Annotated in this window: 14 protein-coding genes; 13 read left to right on the forward strand and 1 reads right to left on the reverse strand. The window is 68.7% G+C overall.

The window, feature by feature from the left end:
• The 10 genes from ACFVJ5_RS00485 to ACFVJ5_RS00530 all read left to right on the forward strand — a co-directional run.
• The coding region (locus ACFVJ5_RS00485; RefSeq protein WP_379217671.1) for an SDR family NAD(P)-dependent oxidoreductase at positions 1 to 2,697 on the forward strand (2,697 nt) is incomplete at its 5' end.
• 29 nt (positions 2,698 to 2,726) lie between these two features.
• Positions 2,727 to 4,961 (forward strand): beta-ketoacyl synthase, encoded by a 2,235-nt coding sequence (locus ACFVJ5_RS00490; RefSeq protein ID WP_379217673.1) that lies wholly within the window; start codon positions 2,727 to 2,729, stop codon positions 4,959 to 4,961.
• Positions 4,939 to 6,192 carry an MFS transporter gene (locus tag ACFVJ5_RS00495; protein WP_379217674.1) on the forward strand — a complete coding sequence of 418 codons (1,254 nt, stop codon included), beginning with the start codon at positions 4,939 to 4,941 and terminating at the stop codon, positions 6,190 to 6,192. The genes ACFVJ5_RS00490 and ACFVJ5_RS00495 overlap by 23 nt, the downstream gene beginning before the upstream one ends.
• A gap of 61 nt (positions 6,193 to 6,253) precedes the next feature.
• Positions 6,254 to 7,171 carry an acyl-CoA desaturase gene (locus ACFVJ5_RS00500; protein ID WP_379217676.1) on the forward strand — a complete coding sequence of 306 codons (918 nt, stop codon included), beginning with the start codon at positions 6,254 to 6,256 and terminating at the stop codon, positions 7,169 to 7,171.
• Positions 7,172 to 7,183: 12 nt separating this feature from the next.
• Entirely contained in the window at positions 7,184 to 7,441 is a 258-nt protein-coding gene (locus ACFVJ5_RS00505; protein ID WP_056810906.1) for an acyl carrier protein, read from the forward strand.
• A 2-nt stretch (positions 7,442 to 7,443) separates the two neighbouring features.
• Entirely contained in the window at positions 7,444 to 8,337 is an 894-nt protein-coding gene (locus ACFVJ5_RS00510; RefSeq protein ID WP_379217678.1) for a class I SAM-dependent methyltransferase, read from the forward strand.
• Positions 8,334 to 9,593 carry a cytochrome P450 gene (locus ACFVJ5_RS00515; RefSeq protein ID WP_379217680.1) on the forward strand — a complete coding sequence of 420 codons (1,260 nt, stop codon included), beginning with the start codon at positions 8,334 to 8,336 and terminating at the stop codon, positions 9,591 to 9,593. The genes ACFVJ5_RS00510 and ACFVJ5_RS00515 overlap by 4 nt, the downstream gene beginning before the upstream one ends.
• Positions 9,590 to 10,327, forward strand: a complete 738-nt coding sequence (locus ACFVJ5_RS00520; RefSeq protein WP_379217682.1) for a thioesterase II family protein — start codon at positions 9,590 to 9,592, stop codon at positions 10,325 to 10,327. The genes ACFVJ5_RS00515 and ACFVJ5_RS00520 overlap by 4 nt, the downstream gene beginning before the upstream one ends.
• An 8-nt stretch (positions 10,328 to 10,335) precedes the next feature.
• On the forward strand, positions 10,336 to 11,994 hold the full coding sequence (locus ACFVJ5_RS00525) for a fatty acyl-AMP ligase (protein WP_379217684.1): 1,659 nt from the start codon (positions 10,336 to 10,338) through the stop codon (positions 11,992 to 11,994).
• Positions 11,991 to 13,199, forward strand: a complete 1,209-nt coding sequence (locus tag ACFVJ5_RS00530) for a cytochrome P450 (protein ID WP_379217685.1) — start codon at positions 11,991 to 11,993, stop codon at positions 13,197 to 13,199. The genes ACFVJ5_RS00525 and ACFVJ5_RS00530 overlap by 4 nt, the downstream gene beginning before the upstream one ends.
• A gap of 3 nt (positions 13,200 to 13,202) precedes the next feature.
• Here the strand turns inward: ACFVJ5_RS00530 and ACFVJ5_RS00535 are convergent, their stop codons facing one another.
• Positions 13,203 to 13,997, reverse strand: a complete 795-nt coding sequence (locus ACFVJ5_RS00535; RefSeq protein WP_379217687.1) for an MBL fold metallo-hydrolase — start codon at positions 13,995 to 13,997, stop codon at positions 13,203 to 13,205.
• Positions 13,998 to 14,251: 254 nt separating this feature from the next.
• Between ACFVJ5_RS00535 and ACFVJ5_RS00540 the strand changes: the two genes are divergently transcribed.
• The 3 genes from ACFVJ5_RS00540 to ACFVJ5_RS00550 all read left to right on the forward strand — a co-directional run bounded on the left by ACFVJ5_RS00540 (position 14,252) and on the right by ACFVJ5_RS00550 (position 19,895).
• Positions 14,252 to 15,016, forward strand: coding sequence for a tyrosine-protein phosphatase (locus ACFVJ5_RS00540; protein WP_379217689.1), 765 nt, complete (start codon positions 14,252 to 14,254; stop codon positions 15,014 to 15,016).
• Between the two features lie 207 nt (positions 15,017 to 15,223).
• Positions 15,224 to 17,449 (forward strand): SulP family inorganic anion transporter, encoded by a 2,226-nt coding sequence (locus tag ACFVJ5_RS00545; RefSeq protein WP_379217691.1) that lies wholly within the window; start codon positions 15,224 to 15,226, stop codon positions 17,447 to 17,449.
• A 220-nt stretch (positions 17,450 to 17,669) separates the two neighbouring features.
• Positions 17,670 to 19,895: a SulP family inorganic anion transporter gene (locus tag ACFVJ5_RS00550; protein ID WP_379217693.1), complete on the forward strand. Its 2,226-nt coding sequence runs from the start codon at positions 17,670 to 17,672 to the stop codon at positions 19,893 to 19,895.
• The last annotated feature ends 11 nt before the right edge of the window (positions 19,896 to 19,906 follow it).

Here is a 19,906-nt window from a genome sequence, read left to right on the forward strand (position 1 = left end):
TTGTCGCTGGATCTGGAAGCCGATCTCGGTGTGGATTCGATCAAGCGGGTTCAGATCATGGGTGCGGTCGGTGAGCGTATCGACGGTGTGCCCGCTGTCGGTCCCGAGCAGGTCGCGGAACTGCGGACCCTGAGCGACATCGTCGATTTCGTCGCCGGCTCTGCCGCCCCCGCCGCCACCCCGGCTGCTCCCGCGGTGGGTGGCGGGTCGGAAACCGCCGGTGAACAAGGGCTTCCGCCGGGATCCAGCCAGGACGGGATCGAGGACGATCCGGTGCTGCTGCGGATCGTGCCGGTCGCCCTTCCCGAGATCGACCGCCTCGCCCAGCCCTACGCCGCGGAGCGGACGGCCCTGATCGTCGACCACGGTGACAACACCGCGGCGACTCTCGCGACCGGTCTCGAACAGCAGGGATGGACCGTGCACACGGCCGCCGTCGCGGCCCGCGACGATGCCGGAGTAGCCGCATGGGACGGCGCCACCGTGCAGGGGGCGATCGAGTCCGCGCTGCAAGATGTCGCGCGGCTGGATCTGTGCCTGACCGTGCTGCCCGCGGACAGCCAGTGGCTGGTGGGCGGTCATCGGCTCGCCGATACGATCCACACCGCCACGCTGGTGCACGACCGCTTGGTGGCGACCGCCGAAGCCGGGACGCGGGCGGCGTTCGTCACGCTCACCCGCATCGACGGCGTGCTCGGCCACCGCGGTGAACGAGCGGCCGCCGCCGCCGTTGTCGGCGGGGTCAGCGGTCTGGTGAAGACCCTCGCGCAGGAAGCGCCCACGGTGTTCTGCCGGGCATTGGATCTCTCGCCGCTGCTGACAGACGAGGCGCTGATCGTCTCCTTCCTCGCCGAACTCGACGACGCCGCGATCGACGCTCGCGAAGTCGGGGTCGACGCCGACCACACCCGCTGGACGCTGCGCCCGCAGGCGGTCGAAAGTTCCACCTCGGCCACCGAACTCGCCCTCACCACCGACGATGTTCTCGTCGTCACCGGTGGCGCCCGGGGAGTGACCGCGCGGTGTGTTCGTGAACTGGCCGCTCGCAAGCCGTGCGAGTTCCTCTTGCTCGGACGCACCGAACTCGAGGCCGAGCCGGAGTGGGCGGCGGGCGTCGCCGATGACGCCCTCAAGGCCGCCGCCATCGCCGCCGTGCGCGCCGCGGGTGAGCAGCCGACACCGAAGCAGGTCGACCGTCTCACCCGAAACCTCCTGGCACAGCGTGAGATCCGCGCGACCGTCGATGCGGTGGCCGAGACCGGCGCACGGGTGCGCTACCTCGCGGTCGACATCACCGACGCCGAATCCACCGAACGGGCACTCGCGCCGGACGCGGGCCGGATCACCGGCATCGTGCACGGGGCAGGCGCCCTCGCGGATTCCCTGCTCCCCGCCAAGACGGCCGACGACATCCGCCTCGTCCTCGCGACCAAGCTGGACGGGCTGTACAACGTGGTCACCGCCCTGCGCGACGCCACGCTCGGGCACCTCATCCTGTTCGGGTCGGTGGCCGGGGTCTACGGCAATCCGGGTCAGGCCGACTACGCGGTCGCCAACGAAGCCCTCAACCGGGCGGCGGTGAGCTGGCGACGGCAGGGTCTGGCCGGACACGTCACCACCGTCAACTGGGGTGCGTGGGACGGCGGCATGGTGACTCCGCAGTTGCGCGAAGTCTTCCTCGCTCGCGGTGTCGCCCTGCTCGGGATGGACGCCGGAGCCCGGATGTTCGCCGAACAGTTCGCCCCCGGTCGCGCCGACGACGTGTCGGTGCTGGTCGGTCCCGCGGCACCGCTGGCCACGGCCGTGACCCTCACCCAGACAAGCCCTTTCACCACACACCGTGATCTCGCGCCGTTGGCCGGGGACCCGGTGATCGGCGATCATCGAGTCGGCAAGTTCCCGGTGTTCCCGGCAGCCGCCGGACTCGGCTGGGCGATCAATGTGCTCGAGCGCGCCAACCCCGGCCTGCGGGTGGTGGAATGCACCGGCTTCGAGGTACTGCGGGGCATCGTCTACGACGGCAAGGACGAACGCTCCTACCGGCTCGAGGCGCAGGCGGGGACCGTCGTCGACGATCGCCTGAGCGTCACGGTCTGGATCCGCAGCGACGAGCCGGGCAAGACACTGGCGCCGGCGCACTTCACCGGCACATTCTTCCTCGCCGCCGAAACATGGCCTGCCCCGGTTGTTTCCGGCTGGCCGGGTTACGCGATCGGTGTGGGGCCGGAGAACGGACTCGACGTCTACCGCGCCGCGGATCTGTTCCACGGGCCGCTTCTGCAGGGTGTCCGCCGCATCCTGGAGCGCGCCGACCGCCGCCTCGTCGTCGAAGGCGAGCTCCCCGACGCTCGCATCGGCGCCGGCAACTACGCGGGGGCACTGCACAGTCCGGTGCTGGCCGACGTCGCGATCCAGGCCGGCGCGTTGCTCGGTGTGTGGTTCATGAACTCGGCCTGCCTGCCGCTGTCGATCGGGCGCATCGAGTACTTCGCCCCGTTGCCGGACGACAGTCCGTTCGTGCTGGTGGTCGACGACCTGCGCGCCAACGCGACCGGCACCGAGGTCACCGTGACCGTCACCGCGTGCGATCCGAACGGCACTGTGCTGCAGCGCTACTCCGATCTCGCCGTGATCGCCACCCCGGAGATGACCGAGAAGTTCGCCGAGGCCGTGCGGTTACGCGAGCAGCGCGCGTGAGCATCGTCGATGTGAGGAATGGAGATCCGATGACCACCACACCACTGGACACCCTCGACTTCGACGGTGAGCCCTTCGACGTCCTCGCCTGGTCGCTGGCACTGGAGCCGGCCACCAGCCCCGCCCCTCGACCGGAATCCGCACCATCCACGGCACCGGAGGCCCTCTCGCCCAGCTCGGCGGTGCCCGCGGTGCGACACACCACCGCACCGGCGCCGTCGGCCACTGTGCCGGTGGCGGCGGGCGGCGCACCCGCCGACGCCATTGCCGCCCTCCTGCACGAGGTCCGCTCCGAGCTGGTGGCCGCGCACCTGTCGGCGATGGACGTGCAGACCGCATTGCAGCGGCGTGCGCTCGCGAGCCTCGGTCGCGACGAGCACATCGCCCGGACCGACGCGGAAATCGCTTCCGCGTCGCCCACCTGGGCGCAACAGTCCTTCGCGGTGATGGTGGACTACGCGCCGGCGACCGGGCTCGCGATCTCCGCGGCGCCCGGGCACCCGGTGGTCTTCGAGCTGCCTGCGCCCGCGACCACGATGAACGCCTTCAAGTTCCTCGCCCGCACGCCGATCACCACACTGAACGGCACCGACCTCGCCGCGTTGGGCAGGGGCGACATAGCCGCTGTCTTCGGTCCGGCCTACGACCAGGAAGGCGTCAACCCCGACATCCGGCTCACCGACGGCACTCACGCAAACCTCACCGAGGTGCTCGAGATCGCCGGACGTGAAGGGTCATGGGCCAGAGGACGATTGCGAGCCACCTGCCGCATCGACGGCCCCGATCCGGTCACCGCGGCAACCGAGCTCACCTGGCAGGCCGCCCAGGTCTTCGCGGTGCGCGCGGGCTTGCAGCTGTGCCTGGCCGGGGCCCGATTCCAGACGGGCGAACCCTTCGAAGTGACCGTGACCGCGCCGATGACGGGCCCCGTGGAGCTGATCGCCGACGTGGTCCAGATCGACCTGCTCCCGCGTCCCTGGCTCCGGATCAACGCCGAGATCCGGTGCGCGGGCGAGGTAGTGGCGCGCGTCCACGGCCTCACCCTCGAGGTCGCGGAGGAACCGGGGCTGCCGATCGGTCCCGAGGTCGGCGGCGGGATTTCCCGATTCCTCGGCCGCCGCAACGCCTTCGGTCAGCGTGCGCTGCTCGGCGAGTTCCACATGACCCACAGCGCCCGTGGCGATCTCGGCATCGCGCTCGGCCCGGAGTTCTCGGCCTACGCGGGCCGCCGGGCCACCCGGATGCCCAACCACGGACTCCAGCTCTGCGACCGGGTCATGGCCGTCGACGGACGACGCGGGCAGCTCGACGCGGGCAGCTCGCACACCGAGTACGACTCGCCCGCCGACTCCTGGTACTACCTCGAATCCGCCAACGCCTCCATGCCCAACGTCGTCTACATGGAGACCTCGCTGCAATCGGCATTGCTGCTCGGCTACTTCCTCGGCGCCACCCTCACCTCGCCGGGGGAGGATTTCAGCCTGCGCAATCTCGACGGCTCCGCGACCGTACTGCGCGAGGTCGACCTGCGGGACAAGACGATTCAGCAGACCAGCAGGCTGATCGACACCACCGTCCTGGTCGGTGTCGTGTTGCAGACGTTCTCCTACGAGCTCGCGGTGGACGGCGAACCGTTCTACGCGGGGGAGTCGCTGTTCGGGTTCTTCAACGCCCCGGCGCTGGCGAACCAGAACGGACTCGACAACGGCGAGTTCGTGCCGACCTGGCTCGACAGCCAGGAGCACCGCCCCGCTGTCCGGGTGATCGACGTGGCGGCCAGGCGCGCCGCGAGCACCGGCATTCCGTGCGCGGTCGGGCACCTGGCGATGCTCGACCGCATCGAGACCGTCGACAGCGCGGGCACATACGGGCTGGGTTACCTGCGTGCCACCCGCGCGGTCGCCGCCGACGACTGGTTCTTCGGCTACCACTTCTACCTCGACCCGGTGATGCCGGGATCGCTCGGGGTCGAGGCGGTGATCCAGGCGATGCAGGAGTGGACGGTCGACTCCGGTCTCACCGCCGAGCTGGTCGCGCCGGAGTTCGTGCTCCCGGTGGGAGTGTCGTTGTCGTGGCGGTATCGCGGGCAGATCCTGGCGAGCGATGAGCTGATGACCCTCGAGGTGCACATCAAGAGCGTCGAACGACGCCCCGGCCGGATCCGGGTGATCGCGGACGCGAGCGTCTGGAAACCCGGCATGCGGATCTACGAACTCATCGATGTCGCCGTGGAGTTGCGCGATGCCGACGCCCAACCCTGGTGAAGCGCACGGGCATCCGGTGACGGTCGCCGACGCCGCGCCGTCGTCGATCCGGTGGCTGCCGGTCCTGGTGCTCGCGCTCGGCGCGTTCTGCGCCGGGACCGACAACTACCTCGTCGCCGGGGTACTGGCACCGATGGCGGCCGACCTGCGGGTCTCCGTCGCCGGCGCCGGGTTGTTCGTCACCGGCTACTCGTTGGCCTACGCGCTCGCCGCACCTGTCGTGGTCACCGTGCTGCGGGTGCGCTCGCCACGGCACCTGCTGCTGGCCGCGATCGCGCTGTTCGCCGTCGTCAATCTGCTCGCCGCGGTGGCCTGGTCACCCTGGGTGATGGCGGTGGCTCGCATCGCGGCCGGGTGCGTCGCCGGGATCTACGTCCCCCTGGCCGCCGCGGCGGCGGCCGGGATGGCCACGGCGGACCGTCGCGGACGGGCGCTGGCGGTCATCCTGGGCGGCATCTCGATCGCCACCGTGGCCGGCGTGCCGCTCGGGGTGTGGGTCGCCGGGCTGTCGTCGTGGCGGATGGCGTTCGTCGCCGTCGCCGCGGTGGCGCTGATCACGACTGTCGGTGTGGCACTGACGGTTCCCGCGGGCGACACCACACCCGTGGTGTCGCTGCGCCAGCGACTCGCACCCTTGCGGCACCCACCGGTGTGGCTGGGGCTGGCGGTGACGATCTCGGGCATGACCGCGGGATTGATGGTCTTCACCTATGTGGGCCCGATCTATGCCGAGGTCCCGGCCGTGGGAGCGGACTACGTCGGCGCGCTGATCATGGCGCACGGCGTCGGTGCGATATTCGGCCTCTGGGGCGGGAGCGTGCTCGTCGACCGATTCGGCGCCCGGCCGGTGCTGCTCGGCTCGCTGACGATCTTCACCGCGAACCTGGCCTGGCAGCCGATCGCCGCGCACACCTTGGCGAGCACCCTCGCCTTCGTCACGATCTGGGGTGTGGTCGGCTGGGCCTTCCTGCCCGCGCAGCAGCACAGCATGATCGCCGACGCCGCCCCGGAGCAGGCACCGATGTTGTTGTCGCTCAACGGTTCGGCGTTGTATCTCGGGGCCGCACTCGGCTCGGCGATCGGCGGAGCCGTCATCGCGGTCTTCGGCGCCGACCGTCTCTGGATGTTCGCCACCGGCTTCGGCGCGATCGCTGTCGCGCTGTCGCTGGTCCGTCATAAGCAATTCCGATCCGTCGATCGGCAATTGTCACACGCCGTCGCCGACCGCTGAACCCATGGTTACGGTAATAATGTTGCGCCCGGTTTCTATACCGCTGAGGTGAATTGAACAAATGAATCCCGATCCGCGCAGAAAAACGATCAGTAGTCCCTATATTCATCGACTGCAACGACGTCACTTCCTGCTGTTCGATATTCTCCCGATCATCGGCACCGTCGTAGCCTTCGCCTTCCTGCTGGTCCGGCCCTTCGGTGTGCTGGAATTCGCCCTGCTCTTCGGGATGTGGCTGCTGACCGGACTCGGTGTGACCGTCGGCTATCACCGGCTGTTCACCCACCGCACGTTCAAGGCGGCCCCGTGGGTGACGTGGGTACTCGCGATCCTCGGTTCGATGGCGGGCCAGGGGCCGGTCATCTCCTGGGTCGCGCTGCACCGGCGCCACCACGAGTACAGCGATCGCGAAGGCGACCCGCACTCACCCAACCTCGCCGGTGACGGCCTGCGCGGGGCGCTGCGCGGCCTGGCCCACTCGCATTTCCTGTGGATGCGCCGCCACGAGTACCCGAACGTGGTGCACTACGCGCCCGATCTGATCAAGGACCGGGGTCTGGTCCGCATCGCCCGCCTCTACTACTACTGGGTGGCGCTCGGGCTGCTGATCCCGACCGTGATCGGCGGCCTGGTCTCGATGAGCTGGACCGGCGCGGTCGCCGGCCTGCTCTGGGGCGGACTGGTACGCATCTTCGTTCTCGAACACATCGTGTGGGCGATCAATTCGTTCCTGCACATGTTCGGCACCCGCCGGTACGAATCCCGCGAGAACAGCCACAACGGTGGTGTTTTCGCCCTGGCGACGCTGGGGGAGTCGTGGCACAACAATCACCACGCATTTCCCGAGTCACCCTCTTTCGGGTTGGACTGGTATCGACTCGACCCCGGTTTCTGGCTCATTCGAACACTGTCGTTCTGTGGTCTCGCCTGGGACCTGAAAATGCCCTCCGCCGAACGCATGGCAGCCAAGCGAATCTAAGGAATTCTCACCATGGATACGAGTAAAGAAGCCATTGTCACCTGGTGCCAGGAATACCTCGCGAGTCTGCTCGAGGTACCGGCCGCCACCATCGACCCGGCCACCGATTTCGACCGCCTCGGCATCGACTCGGCCCTCGCCGTGGCGCTGCTGATCGAGGTCGAGGACCGCTACGGCGTCGATCTGGCGCCCGAGGACCTGTTCGACAACCCGAACCTCGACGCCGTCGCCGCCTACTTGCACGAGCAGAGCCGGCGGAGTGTGGGGTAGCGATGTCGGTGCATATCGAGCGGTCCGTCGCGGCCGCCGCAGCAATCCGTCACCACTACGACGCGGGTAACGACTTCTATCGACTCTGGCTCGACGAGTCGTTGTCCTACTCCTGCGCCCTGCGTGAAAACCCCGATGACACATTGGAACTCGCCCAGGACCGCAAACTGCGATTCCACCTGGACGCGATCGACGCCGAGCACGCCGCCACCGTCCTCGACATCGGCTGCGGGTGGGGCGCGATCCTCGAACGATTGGCCGGAGCCGGGGTGGCCAGGTCCGTCGGGCTGACACTGAGCCCCGAGCAGGCCGAGTTCGTCCGCGCGCGCGCCTGCCCCGGCGTCGAAGTGCGGACCGAGAACTGGCTGCACTACGAGCCGGATACCCGCTTCGACGGCATCATCTCCATCGGCGCCTTCGAACACTTCGCGACCCCGGACGATTCGCCGGAACAGAAGATCGGGGTGTACCGGGACTTCTTCACGCGATGCCGTGACTGGCTCGAGCCCGACGGCACGCTGTCGCTGCAGACCATCGCTTACGCGAACATGTCCCGCGACCAGGCCAGTGCCTTCATGCAGCAGGAGATCTTCCCCGACGCCGATCTGCCGACCCTGGCCGAGATCACCGCCGCGGCCGAGGGACTGTTCGAGGTGCGCTCGATCAGCAATGGGCGCCTCGACTACGCCTGGACGTGTGAACAGTGGGCCCGCAGACTGCGTGCCCACCGCGCCGAAGCCGTCGAGATCGTCGGCGCCGACGTGGTCGCCCGTTACGAGCGCTATCTGAAGCTGTCGGCGCTCGGTTTCCGGATGGGCAAGATCGGCCTGCTGCGGCTGGTGCTCTCGCCCTACCGCACCGGATTCTTCACCGAGCGACGCGTGCGGTCGGCATGACCACGCACTCGCCCGATCCCGTCGCACCGACCAGGACCCGGGTTCGGTTCAACCCCTTCAGCGCCGAATTCCGGCACGACCCGTATCCGCTCTACCAGCAGTTGCGCGAGGCCGAACCGGTGCACCGGACGCTCGGCATGTGGGTGCTCACCCGGCACGCCGAGGTACGCGGCGTGCTGCACGATCGCTCGTTCAGCGCCGGGCTGATTCCCAGTCTGGTGAGCAGGCAGGCCGAGCGGCTCGGGCACTGCAGCGTCGCGCAGATCGAACGCCTCGGGCGTAAGTCGTTGGTGTTCACCGACAATCCCGATCACGCGCGGTTGCGCGGACTGGTGAACCGCGTGTTCACCGCCCGGTCGGTGGAATCGCTGCGCCCCCTGGTGACCCGGGTCGCCGGCGATCTCATGGAGCAGGCCTGGCGTGACGGCGGCATGGATGTCATCGCCGACCTGGCCGCGCCGCTGCCGGTGGCCGTGTTGTGCGAGTGGATGGATCTGCCCGAGGAGTTGCGCGGCCGGGTCGGGCCGTGGACCCACGACATCCGATTCCTGCTCGAACCCGGAATGATGAAGGCCGGGGACTTCGAGCGCGTCTGCGCGGTGGTCGAGGAGTTCGCCGCCGCCATCGACGCCGTGCTGCCCGAGCGGCGAGCCCGGCCCGGCACCGATCTGATCAGCCAGCTGCTCGCCGCGCGGACCGCGGGCGGGGATGTGCTCTCCGACGAGGAGCTGGTGTTCGTCTGCATCATGTGTTTCGTCGCGGGCAACGAGACCACCAAATCGCTGATCGGCAACGGAACGCTCGCCCTGCTGCGGCACCCCGAGCAGGCCGCGCTGCTGCACCGCGGACCGGAGTCGGTCGAGGCCGCGGTCACCGAGGCGCTGCGCTACGACCCGCCGTTGCAATTGACCAAGCGCCTGGCCACCCGCGATATCCAGCTCGACGGTGCCAGGATCTCGGCGGGCGACCAGATCCTGGTGTGTCTCGGCGCGGCCAACCGCGACCCCGCCGTCTTCACCGGGCCCGACGAGTTCGACCTGACCCGCACCGGCGGTGGACATCTGGGCTTCGGCCACGGTATGCACGGCTGCCTCGGCGGACTGCTCGCCGAACTGCAGGCACAGGTCGCCTTCGAGTACCTGTTCGTCCGTTCCGAACACCTGGAACAACGGCCGGCCGAACTCGAGTGGCAGGACCACAGTTTCATCGTGCGCGGCCTGAAGAGCCTGCCCGTCGACGTGCGGCGGGCCCCGTGACGGGCACCGGACTGGTCAAATCGTGGTTGCGCAGCGACACCGCGGCCGCGGCGGTCCGGCTGGTGTGCATCCCGCACGCGGGCGCCGGGGCGTCGTCGTTCAACCGCTGGCCCGACCTGTTCGGACCCGAGATCGGGGTGGTCCGGGTCCAGCTCCCCGGCCGCGAGGACGTCGCGCAGCAGCCGCCGCTGCACCGGGTCGGCGAGGCGGTCGACGAATTGGTCGGCCAGATAACCCGATCGGGTGAAACGCCGGTGGCGATCTACGGCCACAGCATGGGCGCGCTGATCGCCTATGAACTGGCTCGCGCGCTGACCCTGGCGAATCGGCCACCGATCCACCTGTTCGTCTCCGGTCGCCGCGCACCGCACCTGGCGGCCAGTCGCGCGGTCCTGCATCGTCTGCCCGACCACGACTTCGCCGACGCGATGGCGGCGATGGGAGCGTGGGGAGCGGCGGGCCGCAGCGCGAGCTTCCTGCGGTACGCGCTGCCGCTGACGCGGGCGGATCTGGAGTTGTCGGAGGAGTACAGCCACCGGCCGCACCCCCGGCTCGCCTGCCCGATCACGACGTTCTACGGCACCGAGGACCCGATCGCCGATCCCGAAGAAGTGTGGGCGTGGGGCACGTTGACCGACGGCCCGTTCGCCACGCACGAGTTCACCGGTGATCACCTGTTCCACCATCGACATCGCGCGGCTATCGCGGCGATCATGACCGCCGCCCTGACCTGAGGACCGACGTGCAGCTATTTCCCGACATTCTCGCGCGTCGCGCCGTCGACGAGCCGGACCGCATCGCCTACATCTTCCTCGACGACAACGGCGCCGAGCACACCACCACGACCTATCGCGAACTCCACGACCGAGCGATGGCGGTGGCCCGACTGCTGCGCTCGCGGTGTGAACCGGGCGACCGTGCCCTGCTGGTCTTCCCGCAGTGCGTCGAATTCATCACCGCCTACTTCGGCTGCCTCTACGCGAATATCGTCGCCGTGCCGGTGAATCCGCCGCGGCGCGGCAAGGTTCAGGACGCGACCCGCGCCATCGTCGCCGACTGCGCCCCCACCGCCGTGCTGACGATCGGCGAGGTGCTCGAGCCTCTGCGATCGGTGCTCGAGCCGCTCTGTACCGCACGGCAGTGGCTGGCTGTCGACGAATTGCCCACGGCGGAAACTGCTTTCGCGCCGACGGCGGTGGATCCGGATTCGGTGGCGTTCCTGCAATACACCTCCGGGTCGACCTCGGCGCCCAAGGGCGTGATGGTGACGCATCGAAATCTCGTGGCCAACGAGGAGATGATCCGGCACAGTTTCGGCCACGACCGCGAGTCGACCGTCGTCGGCTGGGCGCCGTTCTTCCACGATCAGGGCCTGATCGGCAATGTGCTGCAACCGGTGTACGTCGGCGCGACCTGTATCCAGATGTCGCCGACCACCTTCATCCGGCGACCCCTGCGGTGGCTCGAGGCCATCTCGCGCTATCGCGCGCACACCAGTGGCGGTCCGAACTTCGCCTTCGACGCCTGTGTCGCGCGCGCGGCGGCGGGCGAACTGCCCGATCTGGACCTGAGCTCCTGGAAGGTCGCCTTCAACGGCGCCGAGCCGATCCGGGCCGAGACCCTCGACCGATTCACGAAAACCTTTGCCCCGCTTGGGTTCAGCGCCCAATCGGTATTCCCGTGCTACGGGCTCGCGGAAGCCACGTTGCTGGTCTCGGCGAGCGGCAAGGGACGCGGTCCACGGTTGCTGGACGCCGATATCGACGCGCTCGCCGATCGACGCTACGTCGCGGCCGCGGTGGATCAGGGTCGCACGCTCGTCGGTTCGGGAGTGGTACTGCCGGGTGAGGCGCTGCGCATCGTCGACCCGGAGACGGGCGAGCTCTGCCCGCCGGATCGGGCAGGGGAGATCTGGGTAGCGGGTGACCATGTCGCCCAGGGCTATCGGGGCCTGCCCGAGGCGACCGCCGCGACCTTCCAGGCTCGCCTCGCCGACGACGCCGAGCGCGTCTACCTGCGCACGGGCGACCTCGGCCTGGTCGTCGACGGTGAACTGTACGTGGTGGGCCGGCTCAAGGACATGATCATCATCCGGGGCCGCAACTACTACCCCCACGACATCGAGCACACCGTGGCGCGCGCGCACCCGGCGCTACGACCCGGCAGTGGCGCGGCATTCGCGGTGCCGGGACGCGACGGCGAGAAGCTGGTCGTCGTCCATGAGCTCGAGCGCGACGCCGATGCCGATGCCGACGACATCGTGGGCGCCATCCGGGCGGCGGTGACGCAGGAGCACGAACTCGCCGTGGCGGACGTGGTGCTCGCCGCGCCGAACACCGTGCAGAAGACGAGCAGCGGAAAGATCATGCGAGCAGCGGCAAGAAAGCGATACCTGGAATGAGCACCGAGACCTTCGTCTTCGATCCCACCGCACCGGGATTCGCCGACGACCCCTATCCGCACTACGCCCAGCTGCGCGCCGCCGGACCCGCGCAGCACCATCCGCTCGGATTCTGGATCATCTCCCGGCACGCCGACGTGGCCGCGCTGCAGCGCTCGCCGCACTCCGTCGACGAGCAGCACCTGCGGCATCTGCCCGCGTGGAAGAGCGGCAGCACCGAGGTCCGCAAGGAGAGCCGGGTGATGGGCGGGCTGTCGATGCTGGACCAGGACCCGCCCGACCACACCCGCCTGCGGCGGCTGGTGTCGAAGGCCTTCACCCCCCGGTCCATCGAGTCGCTGCAACCGCGCGTCGAGGAACTGGTCGAGCAGGCGCTGGCCCGTCTCGCCGCGGCGGGCACGGCGGATGTCATTGCCGAACTGGCCTTTCCGCTGCCCTTCACCATCATCTCGGAGATGCTCGGTATCCCCGTCGGCGAGCACACCCGGCTGCGCGAGCTGACCGAAATCGTCGTGCTGGTGTTCGAGCCGTTCGCGAGCGCCGAGACCCAGGACCGGATCAGGGCCGCCAATCAGGAACTGTTCGGCATGGTTCGTGAACTGATCCGCTGGAAGCGCGCCACCCCCGGCGACGACCTGCTCACCGCGCTGATCAGTGCCGAGGACAACGGCGACATGCTCAGCGAGGACGAGCTGATCTCGCAGGTGATGTTCCTCTACATCGCCGGCCACGAGACCACGGTGACCCACCTCGGCAGCGGAATCCTGTCGCTGCTGCGGCATCCGGACCAGGCGCGGCGGCTGCGGACCGAGCCCGACCTGGCGGCGGGCGCGGTCGACGAACTGATGCGGTTCGACACCCCGGTGCACCTGATGCGCCGGATCACCCTCGCGCCGTTGCGCGTCGGCGAGCACGAGATCCCGGCGGGCAGCTGGGTGATCGGCGCACTGGCCGCCGCCAACCGCGACCCGGAATTCTGGGGCGCCGACGCCGACGACCTGCGCCTGGACCGGCCGAACGCGCACCAGAACGTCTCGCTCGGCGCGGGCATCCACCACTGCCTCGGCGCCGCCCTGGTCCGGATGGAGGCCCGGATCGTGTTCCCGCGCTTCGTGACCCGCTTTCCCGAGGCCGCGGTGGTCGACCAGACCTGGAACGGCCGGATCAACCTGCGCGGCCTCGCGACATTGACGGTCGCGGTGTAGCGCTCAGCTCGGCTGTTCGGCGGGCACCGAGAACCGCATGCCGGGTCGGCTCAGGTGCACGGGCCCGTCGAACTCCGCCGACACGTCGTCGCGTCGAGCCTGCTGCCACTGCGGCTGTGCCGAGCCGAGATGGGTCAGCACCACCGAGCGCGCACCCGCGGCCGCGGCGGCCCGCCCGACCTCGGTGGCGCACAGATGGCCGTGAGCTGTGTGATCCGGCTCGGCGAGGGTGGACTCGGCGAGAAAGATGTCGACATCGGCGGCGAGCGCGATCAGGTTGTCGTTCCAGCCGGTGTCGCCGGTGAACGCGATACTGCCGGTGGGACTTTCGATCCGGACCCCGCAGGCCGGTTCGGTGTGCACCATGGGCACCAACTCGATGCTGCAGTCGGTGAGTGTATGCGTTGCGCCGCGCTCGTACTCGATGACCTCGTAGGCCAGGTCGAACGCCCGATTCAGGTCGGGGAAGGTCTTCACCGGGAACAGCGCGGCGAGCTGATCCAGTCTCGCGCGAGCGCCTTTCGGCACGAACAGCTTGATCCGGCGGTCCGGGGCGTCGGGGGCTTTGCGCATCGCCTGCTTACCGATGGGCAGCACGTCGTAGCAGTGATCCAGATGCAGGTGGCTGATGACCACCGCGTCGAGCAGGCTCGCGTGCAGGTAGTTGCCGAGCATCACCGCGATGCCGGGACCGCAGTCGAGCAGAATTCTCGACTGGCCGGTTTCGACCAGATAGCCCGAACTGGCAGCGCCGTCGGCGGGCATACCGGCTCGATTTCCGACGATTGTCAGGTGCATTCGACATACCTTTCGACACGGAAGTTTTCGTGCCGACGGTATCGATGAGAACAGCTGCGGCCGACTCGTATCGAATATTTCGATCCGTCTATCGTATTTCGCGATCGAATCTACGTAGAAAATGTTCTGACCTGCATAAACAGTAGGAAGCCCGTTCGGGGAGTGCGGATTTCGGAATTGCGGGTGCTCGGCACCGAATACCGTTGATCAACGTTTGGCAGCAGGTGCTGCGAAAATTGAGAACGGGGATTGTGATGACCAACGGTGTGAGTTCTGCGATGGGCCGGGAATTGCCGCTGCGCGGTGCGGTGAACGCGCGCGATCTGGGTGGGTTGCGCACAGTGGACGGGCGGCAGGTGCGTCGCTTGCGGGTGTTTCGGTCGGATCTGCTCACCCGGCTGGATGCCGGGGACGTGTCGTTTCTGCTCACCGAGTGCGGACTTCGCACGATCGTCGACCTGCGCGCGCCGGACGAGATCGTCACGGACGGAACGGGTGCGGTGGTCGACGCCGTCGCCGACTACCGGAACCTGCACGTCTACGGTGCGGACCGGGTGCGGCTCGATCTCACCGAGGTCTCGCCCGACGGGAGCATGTTCGATCGGTACTGCGAATACCTCGAGCACAGCAGCGAGAACATCGCCGCCGTGCTGCGCCTGCTCGCCGCGCCGGGCCAACTGCCCGCGCTGATCCACTGCGCCGCGGGCAAGGATCGCACCGGCGTGGTGATCGCCCTGCTGCTCGCGGTCGCCGGGGTATGCGCGGACGACATCATCGCCGACTATGCCGCGACCACCCCGAACATCGCCGCGCTGCGGACTCGCGACGGTCGGCCCGCCCGACCGGACGACGCGGTCGATCGGCTCCCCGCCTGGGTGTTCGCCGCCGACGCGATCACCATGCGCCAGTTCCTGACTCACCTGGACACCGAGCACGGTGGCCCCACCGCATGGGCGACCCGTGCCGGTCTCGACCAGGCGACGCAGCGGCAACTGGCCGAGAACCTGCTCTGTGACTGAGGTCACAGAACGACGGCGATTCCGTCCCATTCTTCCCAGAACGTTTTCTAATGCTTGGGAAGTTCTTTACCATTAACCCGACTCTGTGTCTGGGGTCCGATCTCTTCGAGCAGTGCTGCAGATCCGCCGTTCGCTCGCAGCTCAGCATCAATTGCCAGTGCATGTTCGACCGATGAACCGGGAGCTCACCCGCCCCGGCGAAGGAGAATGATGACCGACAATGATCCGGGCACCACTACCACCGCGACGGCGCGCCCGCTGTCGTGCGCTTCACTGAAATCGGTTCTCCAGCAAGATCTTCCAGCGTCACTCGTGGTCTTCCTCGTCGCTCTGCCGCTGTCGCTCGGCGTCGCGCTGGCTTCCGGCGCGCCGGTCGTCGCCGGGCTCATCGCCGCGGCCGTCGGCGGGGTGGTCGCCGGATTACTCGGCGGCTCGAAGGTTCAGGTCAGTGGGCCGACCGCGAGTCTGGCCGTCGTCGTGGCGGGAGCGGTCCAGCAATTCGGTTGGGCCGCTATGTGTTTCATCACTGTCGGTGCGGGTGTCCTACAGATTCTGTTCGGGCTCAGTCGGATCGCGCGCGCCGCGCTGGGAATCGCGCCGGTCGTGGTGCACGCGATGCTCGCCGGCATCGGCGTGGTGATCGCGCTGCAGCAGGTCCATGTCCTGCTCGGCGGAGCGACGGTCAGCTCGCCGTGGGCCAGCATCGTCGCGCTCCCGCATCAGGTGATGTCGGTGCAGAAGGGCGATCTGTTCGTCGGGCTGCTCGTGATCGCCGTGCTGATCGGATGGCAGTATCTGCCGCGCCGGGTACGGGTGGTGCCCGGTCCGCTGGTCGCGGTGGTGGCGGCGACGGTGGTCTCGCTGGTGCTGCCGGTGACGGTGGAACGGGTACGCCTCGACGGCTCGCTGCTCGACGGCATCGGGTTGCCCGCGCTGCCGCACGGCGGGTGGCTGCCGCTCGCGCTCACCATGCTCACCGTCGCTCTCATCGCCAGTGTGGAGACGCTGCTCTCGGCTGTCGCGGTCGACAAATTGCGCCCCGACCAGCGCACCGACTTCGACCGCGAACTGCTCGGTCAGGGCGCGGCGAACATGGTCTCGGGCGTGCTGGGCGGCCTGCCGGTCGCGGCGGTCATCGTGCGCAGCATCACCAACGCCAACGCGGGCGCCCGCAGCAGGGCGGCCACCGTGCTGCACGGTGGCTGGATCCTGGTGTTCGCGATCGCGCTGGTGGGCCTGGTCCGCCAGATTCCGACGGCGGCGCTGGCCGGGCTGCTGGTGCTGATCGGGGTGCAGCTGGTGAAGCTGGCGCACATCAAACGTGCCCGCCGCACCGGCGACATCTACGTCTACCTGGTCACCGTGATCGCCGTGGTCGCGCTGAACCTGTTGCAGGGCATGGTGATCGGACTCCTCGCCTCGTTCGCGCTGCTGCTGTGGCGGGTCGTGAAGTTCACCGTCGCCGCGGCGCCGCGCGCCGACGGGACCTGGCTGGTACGCATCGCGGGCACCTGCACCTTCCTGGCCGCGCCCCGGCTCACGACCGAGCTGGCGAAGGTGCCGGCGGGTGTGGCGGTGACCGTCGAACTGAGCGTGGACTTCCTCGACCACGCGGCGTGCGAGTTGCTCTCGGAATGGGCCGATGCCCGTGAATCAAGCGGCGGCACAGTCGACTTCGTCGAACTCGGGGCCGCGAGGATGGCCCGCACCCACGACGGACCCCCCGAGCACGGCCACGCGCGCAAAGCGGTCGACGAGGCGATCCGGCCGTGGCGGCGCAGCGGCGGCGTCGACCCGATCGCGGCGGGCATCGCGGCCTACCATCGCCAGCACGCGCACCTGATGCGCCCGCACCTGGACGGGTTGCGGCACCGGCCCGATGCCGACACCTTCTTCCTGGCCTGCGCCGACGCCCGCATCGTGCCCAACGTGATCACCAACAGTGGTCCCGGTGATCTGTTCACGGTGCGCAATGTGGGCAATCTGGTGCCGGTCGGCGGCTCCGACGTCTCGGTGGAAGCGGCACTGATCTACGCGCTCGACAAGCTCGACGTGCGCTCGGTGGTGGTGTGCGGGCACAGCGGCTGCGGGGCGATGGAAGCGCTGTACCGGCAGGTGCAAGCCGGGCCGGGACTCGACGACTGGCTGGCCCATGCCCAGCCCACGCTGGCGGCGTTCCACGCCGGTCACCCCGTCGCCGAGGCCGCCAGGCTGGCGGGCTTCGGTCCGGTCGACCAACTCGGCATGGTGAACGTGGCCCGGCAGGTGCAGACCCTGATCGACTATCCGGCGGTGCGCAGTGGCATCCAGGAGCGCGGGGTCGCGGTGTCGGGACTGTTCTTCGACCTGGCGACCGCGCGGGTCATCGAGATCACCGCCGACGGGATCGCCGACTTCGACGAGGCCCGTCGCGCCGCCGCCGAACCGGTGTAAAGAGGGGTGGTTGTGGGTCACACCACACACTGCCTGCCGTTATGGCGAGACCCACTGTTTGTACGGCACACTGGCTTTGCCAATTCTTTACTAATAGGTTGGATCCATCCGCACCCGGTTCGCCGTTGCACCGGCATCTTTCAATGCTCCAGTCCCTTTGCTTCACCGTCCTCGTGATGATCGGCCTCGGCCCAGCGCCGAGAGCCGGCGAAGGAGAGTCATGTCTGTCGAGAACGACCTTGCCCCGCCGACCGCGGAGGGCTCGCCGAACGAGTCGTCCCGTCCCGCGTGGCAACAGACGCTGTTGCGTCACGATCTACCCGCCTCCCTCGTGGTTTTCCTGGTGGCACTACCGCTTTCGCTCGGCATCGCGGTCGCCTCCGGCGCGCCGATCGCCGCCGGTCTCGTCGCCGCCGTGATCGGTGGTGTGGTCGCCGGTCTGCTCGGCGGCTCGGTCCTGCAGGTCAGCGGCCCCGCCGCCGGTCTGACCGTGGTCGTCGCCGAGTCCATCGTGCAATTCGGTTGGCGCGTCACCTGTTTCATCGTCGTCGCCGCGGGCGTGCTGCAGATCCTGTTCGGGCTCAGCCGGATCGCGCGGGCCGCGCTCGCCGTCGCCCCCGTGGTGGTCCACGCCATGCTGGCCGGCATCGGCATCACCATCGCCCTGCAGCAGATCCACGTGCTGCTCGGCGGCTCCTCGCACAGCACCGCGCTGCGCAATCTGATCGAACTCCCCGGACAGCTGCTCTCGCTGCACGGTAGTGACGCGCTCGTCGGCGCCGTGGTGATCGCGGTGATGCTCGGCTGGAAGTACGTCCCGCCGAAGCTGCGCGCGGTGCCGGGTCCGCTGGTCGCGGTGCTGGTGGGCACCGTGCTCTCGCTCGGCCTGCCCGAGGTCGAGCGCATCGCCCTGAGCGGGTCGGTCTTCGACGCGCTCGGCCTGCCGGAACTGCCCTCGGGCAACTGGTCCGCCGTCGCCATGATGGTGCTGACCATCGCGTTGATCGCCAGCGTGGAGAGCCTGCTCTCGGCCGTCGCGGTCGACAAGATGCACACCGGTCCGCGCACCGGTTTCGATCGGGAACTCATCGGCCAGGGCACGGCGAATGTCGTCTCGGGCCTGGTCGGTGGCCTGCCGATCACCGGTGTGATCGTGCGCAGCGCCACCAATGTGCAGGCGGGCGCGCGCACGAGGGCTTCGACCGTCCTGCACGGACTCTGGATTCTGCTGTTCTCGGTGGCGCTGGTCGGCCTGGTGGAACAGATCCCCAAGGCCGCGCTGGCGGGTCTGCTCATCGTCATCGGCATGCAGCTGGTGAAACTGGCCCACATCCGATTGGCCCGGCGCACCGGCGACCTGCTGGTCTACGTGGTGACCGTGCTCGGCGTGGTGTTCACCAACCTGCTCGAAGGCGTGGTCATCGGCCTCGCCCTGGCGTTCGGCCTGCTGCTGTGGCGGGTCGTGCGCGTGCAGGTGGCGGCGACCCCGCTGCCCGACGGGCGCTGGCAGGTCCACATCGACGGCTCCTGCACCTTCCTCGCCCTGCCGAAACTGTCGGGCGAGCTGGCGAAGGTGCCCGCGGGCGTCGATGTGACCGTCGAGATGACCGTCGACTTCCTCGATCACGCCGCGTTCGAGGCGATCGAGGAGTGGCAGCGTCAGCAGGAAAGCGGTGGTGGCCGTGTCGATTTCGTCGAAATCGGCAGTGCGCGGATGGCCGACACCCCGGCCGCGCCGCCGATCCGCGGATTCGGTCGCGCCGCCATCGACGACATGCTGCGTCCCTGGCGGCACCAGAAGTCCGGCGGCGACGCGGTGACCGCGGGTGTCGCGGCCTACCATCGCGGCCACGCGCACGTCGTGCGACCGCATCTGGACGGGCTGCACGACAGCCAGGACCCGGACTCGTTCTTCCTGACCTGCTCGGATTCGCGGATCGTGCCCAACGTGATCACCAACAGCGGTCCCGGCGACCTGTTCACCGTGCGCAATGTGGGCAATCTGGTCCCGGTCAGCGGTGACGATTCCGTCGAAGCGGCACTGAGTTTCGCGTTGGACAGCCTCGCGGTGCGCTCGGTGGTGGTGTGCGGGCACTCCTCGTGCGGTGCGATGAAGGCGGTGCACTCCGCCGCCGCCACCGAAGGCGGCCTGAGCTCCTGGTTGCGGCACGCCGAGCCGACATTGGAGCGGTTCCTCGCCGGGCATCCCGTGGCCGCCGCGGCCAGGGCGGCCGGGTACGACGAGGTGGACCAGCTGAGCATGGTCAATGTCGCCGTGCAGCTCGAGACACTGGGACGCAATCCCGCGGTGCGCCGAGCGGTGACCGAGCGCGGATTGGCGGTGTCGGGGCTGTTCTTCGACATCGCGACCTCGCGGGTGCTCGAGGTGACTGTCGACGGGGTCAGCGCGATCGACGATCACGCCGCACTCGCCGTCACCGGTTGACGACACCGCGA

The organism is Nocardia sp. NPDC127606, from assembly GCF_042671725.1.
Taxonomy (GTDB): Bacteria; Actinomycetota; Actinomycetes; order Mycobacteriales; family Mycobacteriaceae; genus Nocardia.